Raw genomic sequence first — 7418 nt, forward strand, 5'->3', positions numbered from 1 at the left:
CGCGGCCGGGCAGCGAGTGCTGGTCGAGTACGCCAGGAACGGGGACCTCGGCAGGCACCTGCGCAGGCTGCGCCGCGAGCTGTCGCAGCGCCGAGTCCTGGTGGTCGATCAGCTGGCGGGATCGGGCGTCGAGGTATTCGGCGACGAAGCGGGCGCGCACGTGGTGCTGCCGCTGCCGGACGCCGGCGCGGAGCGGCGGGTGGTGCACCGCGCAGCCGGTCAGGGGCTGGTGCTCGACGGTCTGCGGCGGCACCACCACGGGGCTCAGCAGTGGTGCGGCATCGCCTTCGGCTACGCCTCGTGTTCGCGCGCTGACCTGGAGCGTTCGGTCCGGGAGCTGGCGCGCTGGTGCGCCGAGGAGGCCGGTGTCCGGACCGGCTCGGCCCGGTAGGGTTCCGCGCATGACTCAGCGCAAGATCCGGGTGGCCGTCGTCTTCGGCGGGCGCAGCACCGAGCACGGCGTTTCCTGCCTGTCCGCGGGCAGTGTTCTGGCCCATCTGGATCCGGAGCGCTTCGAGGTGGTGCCGGTCGGCATCACCCGCGAGGGCGCGTGGGTGCTGGGTACCGGAGACCCCGCCGAGCTGGAGATCCGCGACCGGCGCGCCCCCGAAGTCACCACGGGCACTGCCGTGGCGCTGCCCGGCGACCCGACGCGGCGCGACCTCATGCTGGTCGAACCGGGCCGCGGCGGCGAGATCCTGTCCGGTGTGGACGTTGTTTTCCCGGTGCTGCACGGGGCTTTCGGCGAGGACGGCACCATTCAAGGGCTGCTGGAGATGGCCGACGTGCCGTACGCGGGGCCCGGTGTGCTCTCCAGCGCGGTGTCGATGGACAAGGAGTACACCAAGAAGCTGCTGGCGGCCGAAGGGCTCGCGGTCGGGTGCTACGAAGTGCTCCGCCGCGACCAGTCCACTCTGGACGATCGGCAGCGGGAACGGCTGGGGCTGCCGGTCTTCGTCAAACCCGCCCGCGCCGGTTCGTCGCTGGGCATCAGCAAGGTCACCGGCTGGGCGGAGCTCGACGAGGCCATCGCCGAGGCCCGCCGCACCGACCCGAAGGTGATCATCGAGTCGGCGGTGACCGGCCGCGAGGTCGAGTGCGGCGTGCTGGAATTCCCGGACGGGCGGGTGGAAGCCTCGCTGCCCGCCGAACTGCGGGTGACCGGCACCGCCGACTGGTATGACTACGAGTCCAAGTACCTCGACGACGTCACCGAGTTCGACATCCCCACCAAGGTCGGCGACGACGTGGTCGAACGGCTGCGGTCGGCTGCCGTGGCCGCGTTCCGCGCGCTGGACTGCCAAGGGCTGGCGCGGGTGGACTTCTTCGTCGCCGAGGACGGCGAGCTGATCGTCAACGAGGTCAACACGATGCCCGGGTTCACCTCGATCTCGCTGTACCCGCGGATGTGGGCGCAGACCGGGGTGGACTACCCGGCGCTGCTGAGCACGCTGATCGACACCGCGCTTTCCCGCGGCACCGGCCTGCGCTGACCCGCGCTTTCCCGAGTGAACGGCCTGCTCGTCCCGCTAGATTGGTCGAACGGTCCGTTCACCCCTGGTGAACTTCGCTCCCCGGCGCCTGCCCGACACGCCCGCGCATCGTCCATTCCGAGCAGCTCCGAGCAGAGTGAACGGCCTGTTGGTCCGAATAGGTTGGTCGAACGGGCCGTTCGCTCGCGGAGTTCGGCCGGGAGGAGACCGGCGTCAGGGGAAGGCCGGCGTCAGGGGAAGACGGGCTGTTTCGGCATGGTGCGGCGGATCAGGCCGGAGAGGTCCTGCACCGGGCCGGAACCGGAGTTCGCGGGCGCGGTCAGCGCCACGTGCACCGGGCGGTCCACCGCCAGCCACGAGGTGTTGCCCGCCTCGGAAAGCCGCAGCCAGCTCACCCCGGAGATGTCGACCAGCGGCGAGGTCGGGGTGAGTTCGGCCGGTGCGGGCATCCCGCAGCGCACCGTCACGGGATCGTGCTCGGCGTCGCCCCACGCGACCGTGCCCGGCGGCGCCGGCTCGGCCAGCGGCCGCCGCGGCACCGGTTCACCGTCGAGCACCAGTTCCGGCGGCAGCGCCGCGAGCAGCTTCGAGCACTCCGGCCCGCCCGCGTCCGGCGCAGGCACCGGCGGCAACGCGAGCGGACCGCTGCGGCGGGCCTGCTGCTCGGCCACGACCGCGTCGCGCTGCTGCTTCTGCGAGTACCAGGAGACCAGTCCGAGCGCGCCGACGCCGACCGCCAGCAGCCCGCTGAGCACGAGCGCCACGATCAGCACCGGCCGGGGCACTCCCGGCTGTTGGTCGAACACGCCGCCCACTACAGCACGGTCCCGCGACGCGGCCGGAAGGCCCCGTCACAGGTGTACGACGGGACACGTCAGCGTGCGGGTGATCCCTTCCACGTTCTGGATGCCTGCCACCACCATTTTCCCGAGCTGGTCGACATTCTCCGCTTCAGCGCGCACGATCACGTCGTACGGGCCGGTCACGTCCTCGGAAGTGAGCACGCCCGGCGCCCCGGAGATCTCGGCGGCAACGGCGGCGGCCTTGCCGACCTCGGTCTGGATGAGGATGAATGCCTGAACCACGGCGTGCCCCTTCGTCTCGGCCTCGGCGGGGTAGGAAACTGGCAGGAAACTACCCCATCGGGCCGTGCGGTTGCTCGAGGATTCAGGAGGTCAGAGGTGGCTTCGGACACTTCGGCGCAGGAGAAGACGGTGTCCGAGGCCGGCGAGTTCGGCCTCATCCACCGGGTGACCTCCGGGCGCCCGCAGCCTCCGTCCACGCTGCTCGGTCCCGGGGATGACGCCGCGGTGCTGGCCGCGCCGGACGGCCGCGTGGTCGCCACCACCGACGTGCTGGTCGAGCAGGTGCACTTCCGCTTCGACTGGTCCAGCCCGCACCAGGTGGGCCGCAAGGCGGTGGCGGTGAACCTGTCCGACCTGGCCGCGATGGGCGCGGTGCCGACCGGGCTGCTGGTCGGCATGGGCGCCCCGCCGGAGACCGCGACCGGCGTGGTCGACGACCTGGCCGCGGGCATGTGGGAGGAGGCGCAGCGCGCGGGCACCGGCCTCGCGGGCGGGGACATGGTCGGCGCGCCGGTGCTGACGCTGTCGATCACCGCGCTCGGCGACCTGCAGGGCCGCACCCCGGTCACCCGCGGCGGGGCGCGGCCGGGCGACGTGGTGGCGGTCGCGGGCAGGCTCGGCTGGGCCGCCGCGGGATTGGCGGTGCTGGGGCGCGGATTCCGGTCCCCGGTCGCCGTCGTGGGCGCGCAGCGGGTGCCGGAACCGCCGTACGCGGCAGGCCCGGCCGCCGCCGACGCCGGTGCCACCGCGATGATCGACACCTCCGACGGCCTGCTGGCCGACCTCGCGCACATCGCGGAGGCGTCGCAGGTGAGCATCGACGTGCGCAGCGAGCTGGTCGAGGTGCCGCAGCGGCTCACCGAGGTCGCTTCGGCGCTGGGCGCGGACGCGCGGCACTGGGTGCTCACCGGCGGTGAGGACCAGGCGCTGGTGGCGACGTTCCCGCCGGACCTGCCGCTGCCGGAGGGCTGGCGCGCGCTCGGCGAGGTCGGCGAAGGCACCGGAGTCACCGTCGACGGAGCCGGTTACGAAGGTTCTGCGGGCTGGGAGCACTGGCGCTGACGTCCTCGCCGCGCGAGCGCAGCGATCGGCCCGGCCGCCGCGCATGAAAAGGACCGGCGGAACGGATCCCGCCGGTCCTTCGCAGCCGGTGCCGCTCAGCCGGAAGTGGCCGCCTGCGGACCGCTCGTGCGGTCGTTCTCCTCCATCAGCGGACGGCCCGCCGTCTCCTTCATCAGCAAGATCGGTACCAGCGCCACCAGCGCCGCGCCCATCAGGTAGTAGCCGGGGAAGAAGGAATTCCCGGTGATCTCCACCATCGACTCGTTGATCAGCGGCGCGGTCCCGCCGAACGCGGCGGTGGAGAGGTTGTAGCCGATGCTGAACGCCGCGTACCGCACCTTGGTCGGGAACATCGCGGGCAGCGTCGCCGCCAGCGGCCCGACGAGCTGGACGTGCCCGATGCCCAGCAGCGTCAGCCCCAGCAGCGTCGTGACCATGGTGCCCTGCGAGATCAGCAGGAACGCCGGGTAGGGCAGCACGATGAAGCAGATCGCCGCGGACAGGAAGACCGGTTTGCGCCCGACCCGGTCCGACAGCGCCCCGACCGGCGTGATCAGCACCATCATCACCGCCACGACCAGCAGCAGCGGCACCAGCACCTGGTATTCCTGCCCCTCCGGGACGGACAGGGTGTCTTCCAGGTAGGTCTCCATGTAGGTCAGGATCGTGTAGTTGGCGACGTTGATGAGCACCACGACGCCCATCAGGATCAGCAGCTGCCGCCAGTGGCCCTTGATCAGCGCCTTCAGCGGGGAGCGGGCGACGTTGCCGGAGGCCTCGAGGTTCTTGAACGCCGGGGTGTCCTCCAGCTTGGAGCGCAGGTAGAGCCCGATCAGGCCGAGCGGGCCGGCCAGCAGGAACGGCACCCGCCAGCCCCAGGACTCCATGGCCGCCTCGGGCAGCGCCAGGATCAGCAGCGTCGGCACCAGCGCGCCGAGCCCGAACCCGGCCAGCGTGCCGAATTCCAGCCAGCTGCCGTAGAAACCGCGTTTGCGGTTGGGCGCGAACTCGGCGATGTAGGTGGCCGCGCCGCCGTACTCACCGCCGGTCGAGAAGCCCTGCAGCATCCGGCACAGCAACAGCAGCATCGGCGCCAGGATGCCGATCGTGTCGTAACCCGGCAGCAGGCCGAGCACGAACGTCGACCCGGACATCAGCAGGATCGTGACCGCGAGCACCTTCTGCCGCCCGATCCGGTCGCCCAGCGGGCCGAAGAACAGGCTTCCCAGCGGCCGGAACAGGAAGGACATCGCGAAGACCGCGAACGTCGAGACGGTCCCCCACGGGCCGGGGAAGAACTGCTGACCCACGTAGCTCGCGACGTAGGCGTAGACACCGAAGTCGTACCACTCGGTGGTGTTGCCGATCGCTGCGGCGCCCACCGCGCGTCGTAGCAGCGACCGCTGTTCCGGCGTTACCTCGTCCGTTCCCTGTGCAGTCATGAGGGTGTGTGCCACCTCCGGGTCGTGCCGTCCACGGTGTGTGAACACGTTTGGAGTACCGAGAACTTAGCCGAGTAGCCGTTCGCTGACCACCGAATCGGCCACATCTGTGCCGTTTCGATAGTTGTGCGGAGCAGGTAAAACCTCGTTTCGGAGGCGGTCGTGCACGCACTGTCCGGCGGCCGGGCGGCGGTGCGATGCTGATCACGGGCCGCGACGAAGATCGCGAGATGGTGGACTGCATGGTCAACTCGTTCGGGGAACATGATGACGCCGTGCAGTGTCCGCCGTCACGCCGCCCCGCGCCGCTCGGGGCGGCCGCGGGCTCGGTTCCGGCCGATCGCTAGAGTGCGCGCTCATGGCACGTCCCTTGCATGAGGTCGGCGAGGCGGGCTGGGCCGAGGCGCTGGAGCCGGTCGCCGACCAGATCACGGCCATGGGTGAGTTCCTGCGCGCCGAGGTCGCTGCGGGTCGCAACTACCTGCCTTCCGGGGACAACGTGCTGCGGGCCTTCCAGCAGCCCTTCCACGACGTGCGGGTGCTGATCGTCGGCCAGGACCCGTATCCGACGCCGGGGCACGCGGTCGGCCTGAGCTTCTCCGTGGCCGAGGGCGTGCAGCCGCCGAAGAGCCTGATCAACATCTTCCGCGAGTACTGCTCCGACCTCGGCCACCCGAAGCCCTCCGGCGGCGACCTCACGCCGTGGACCGAACAGGGCGTGCTGCTGCTCAACCGCGCGCTGACCGTGCAGCCGAGCAAGCCGGCCGCGCACCGCGGCAAGGGCTGGGAGGTCGTCACCGACCAGGCCATCCGCGCGCTGGCCGCCCGCGAGCAGCCGATGGTGGCGATCCTGTGGGGCAACGACGCGCGCAGCACCCGCGGGCTCATGCCGGGCGTGCAGTGCGTCGAGTCGGTGCACCCGAGCCCGATGTCGGCCGACCGCGGCTTCTTCGGCTCCCGCCCGTTCAGCCGCGCCAACGAGATCCTGCGGGAAGCGGGCGCCGAGCCGGTCGACTGGAAGCTCCCCTGAACGCTCCGGCCGGCCGCCGCCGGTGAACGCGCTGTGATCGAACAGCCCTCCGGCGTGTCCGCGAGGCGCCGGTTCGGCGGATGGTCCGGCTCGGCATCCGGTCGTACATTGGCCGTGCGGTGGACTTGTGCGCGCCGATGGAAGAAGGCTTGTCATGGGTGCCGGAGGTGGTCTGACGCGCCTGCTGCGCAGGGTGTGGCCGGGAGCCAACCCGCTGCGGCGCCGGACCGACCTGTTCGAGCCGGCGGCACTGCTGGTCGTGCTGGTGCTGACCGCGGTGGCGGTGGTCGCCGCGCTGCTGGTCTCGCAGTCGGTGCTGCACTCGCACCTCGCCGAGGTGCGTGCCGAGCAGGCGTCCCGGCACGCGGTGCAGGCGCGGGTGCTGGCTCAGCTCAACGGCGACGATCCAGTGACGCGGCCCGTCGCGGTGGGTTGGAGCCCGAGCCCGCAGCAGGAGCGGTTCGCGGTCGTCGAAGCGCCGGTGAACGGCCCGCTGCCCGCGGAGCTGCCGATCTGGGTGGACCGGGAGGACCGCCCGGTCCCGCCACCGCGCCCGCCTGCCGAGGCGGCGCAGGCGGCCGGTACCGCGGGAGCCGGAGTGCTGATCGGGTCCGTGCTCGGGCTGTCGGTGCTCTACGGCGGCGCCCGCTGGGTCGTGCGCAGGCAGCGGCTCGCGGCCTGGGAAGCGGAATGGGCGCAGGTCGGCCCCAAGTGGCGGCACTACTGGCCGTGAAGGCCCGCAGGCCGTGAGAGCGCGAGACGCGAAGAACCCCGGGGCGGTCGGACCACCCCGGGGTTCTTCGTGCGATTCGAGCGTTCAGCCGCGAACGACCTTGCCCGCCTTCAGGCAGGAGGTGCACACGTTCATCCGCTTGCGCCCGGAAAGACCGATCTTGGCGTGCACGGTCTGGATGTTCGGGTTCCACCGGCGCCTGGTCTTCCGGTGGGAGTGCGAGACCAAGTTGCCGAAGCCCGGCCCCTTGTTGCAGACGTCGCAGACGGCAGCCACGTCAGACACCCCTAACTTTCGCGTTCGACGTGCTCCCACGCCGGCGGCGGGGAAGCCTGGGTTTCGGTTGCGGCGATGGTCCGCACGAGCGCTGCCCGCTTGGTGGTCCCGCCGGCTGCGCGCCGAGGAGGACCGCGTCCCGCTGGGCCTGCTGCTCGCCAGGGTCGCGCCGCGCCTCCCGGCAGTGCCCTCCGGCGGGATCGTCGATGCGATCTGCCGGTACCGTCCTCGCGCGGAGGCCGGGCCGGGCGTACAGCCATGCGGATGCCCTGGGCCATCGCCGCCCAAGACCCGGAC

8 protein-coding genes and 1 pseudogene are annotated in these 7418 nt (G+C 71.5%); 5 read left to right on the plus strand and 4 right to left on the minus strand.

The features are described 5' to 3' along the window. A pseudogene (locus tag IJH84_RS24345) lies at window positions 1–391 on the plus strand (PLP-dependent aminotransferase family protein); the annotation flags it as partial. A 10-nt stretch (window positions 392–401) separates the two neighbouring features. Then, window positions 402–1493 carry a D-alanine--D-alanine ligase family protein gene (locus IJH84_RS24350; protein WP_295149512.1) on the plus strand — a complete coding sequence of 364 codons (1092 nt, stop codon included), beginning with the start codon at window positions 402–404 and terminating at the stop codon, window positions 1491–1493. 230 nt (window positions 1494–1723) lie between these two features. On the opposite strand, the gene IJH84_RS24355 is transcribed toward IJH84_RS24350, so the two are convergent. Further along, window positions 1724–2299 carry a DUF3515 domain-containing protein gene (locus tag IJH84_RS24355; RefSeq protein ID WP_295149520.1) on the minus strand — a complete coding sequence of 192 codons (576 nt, stop codon included), beginning with the start codon at window positions 2297–2299 and terminating at the stop codon, window positions 1724–1726. Between the two features lie 45 nt (window positions 2300–2344). Next, window positions 2345–2578 (minus strand): Lrp/AsnC ligand binding domain-containing protein, encoded by a 234-nt coding sequence (locus IJH84_RS24360; protein ID WP_200070219.1) that lies wholly within the window; start codon window positions 2576–2578, stop codon window positions 2345–2347. Between the two features lie 96 nt (window positions 2579–2674). Between IJH84_RS24360 and IJH84_RS24365 the strand changes: the two genes are divergently transcribed. Next, complete coding sequence (locus IJH84_RS24365) at window positions 2675–3640, plus strand: thiamine-phosphate kinase (RefSeq protein WP_295149524.1); 966 nt, start codon at window positions 2675–2677, stop codon at window positions 3638–3640. A gap of 95 nt (window positions 3641–3735) precedes the next feature. Here IJH84_RS24365 and IJH84_RS24370 read toward each other — a convergent pair whose 3' ends face one another. After that, complete coding sequence (locus tag IJH84_RS24370) at window positions 3736–5082, minus strand: MFS transporter (RefSeq protein WP_295149525.1); 1347 nt, start codon at window positions 5080–5082, stop codon at window positions 3736–3738. 358 nt (window positions 5083–5440) lie between these two features. On the opposite strand from IJH84_RS24370, the gene IJH84_RS24375 reads away from it, so the two are divergent. Both IJH84_RS24375 and IJH84_RS24380 read left to right on the plus strand, forming a co-directional pair. Further along, a complete protein-coding gene (locus IJH84_RS24375) occupies window positions 5441–6112 on the plus strand; it encodes a uracil-DNA glycosylase (protein WP_295149527.1) in 672 nt (223 codons plus the stop codon). Between the two features lie 154 nt (window positions 6113–6266). Continuing rightward, window positions 6267–6845 carry a hypothetical protein gene (locus IJH84_RS24380; protein ID WP_295149529.1) on the plus strand — a complete coding sequence of 193 codons (579 nt, stop codon included), beginning with the start codon at window positions 6267–6269 and terminating at the stop codon, window positions 6843–6845. Window positions 6846–6929: 84 nt separating this feature from the next. Here the strand turns inward: IJH84_RS24380 and rpmB are convergent, their stop codons facing one another. Beyond that, the gene (gene rpmB / locus IJH84_RS24385; RefSeq protein WP_200070214.1) at window positions 6930–7121 is read right to left on the minus strand and encodes a 50S ribosomal protein L28; all 192 of its coding nucleotides are present in this window, start codon (window positions 7119–7121) and stop codon (window positions 6930–6932) included. Window positions 7122–7418 lie beyond the last annotated feature (297 nt).

The sequence above is a fragment of the Saccharopolyspora sp. genome (assembly GCF_017434145.1).
GTDB lineage: Bacteria > Actinomycetota > Actinomycetes > Mycobacteriales > Pseudonocardiaceae > Saccharopolyspora_C > Saccharopolyspora_C galaxeae.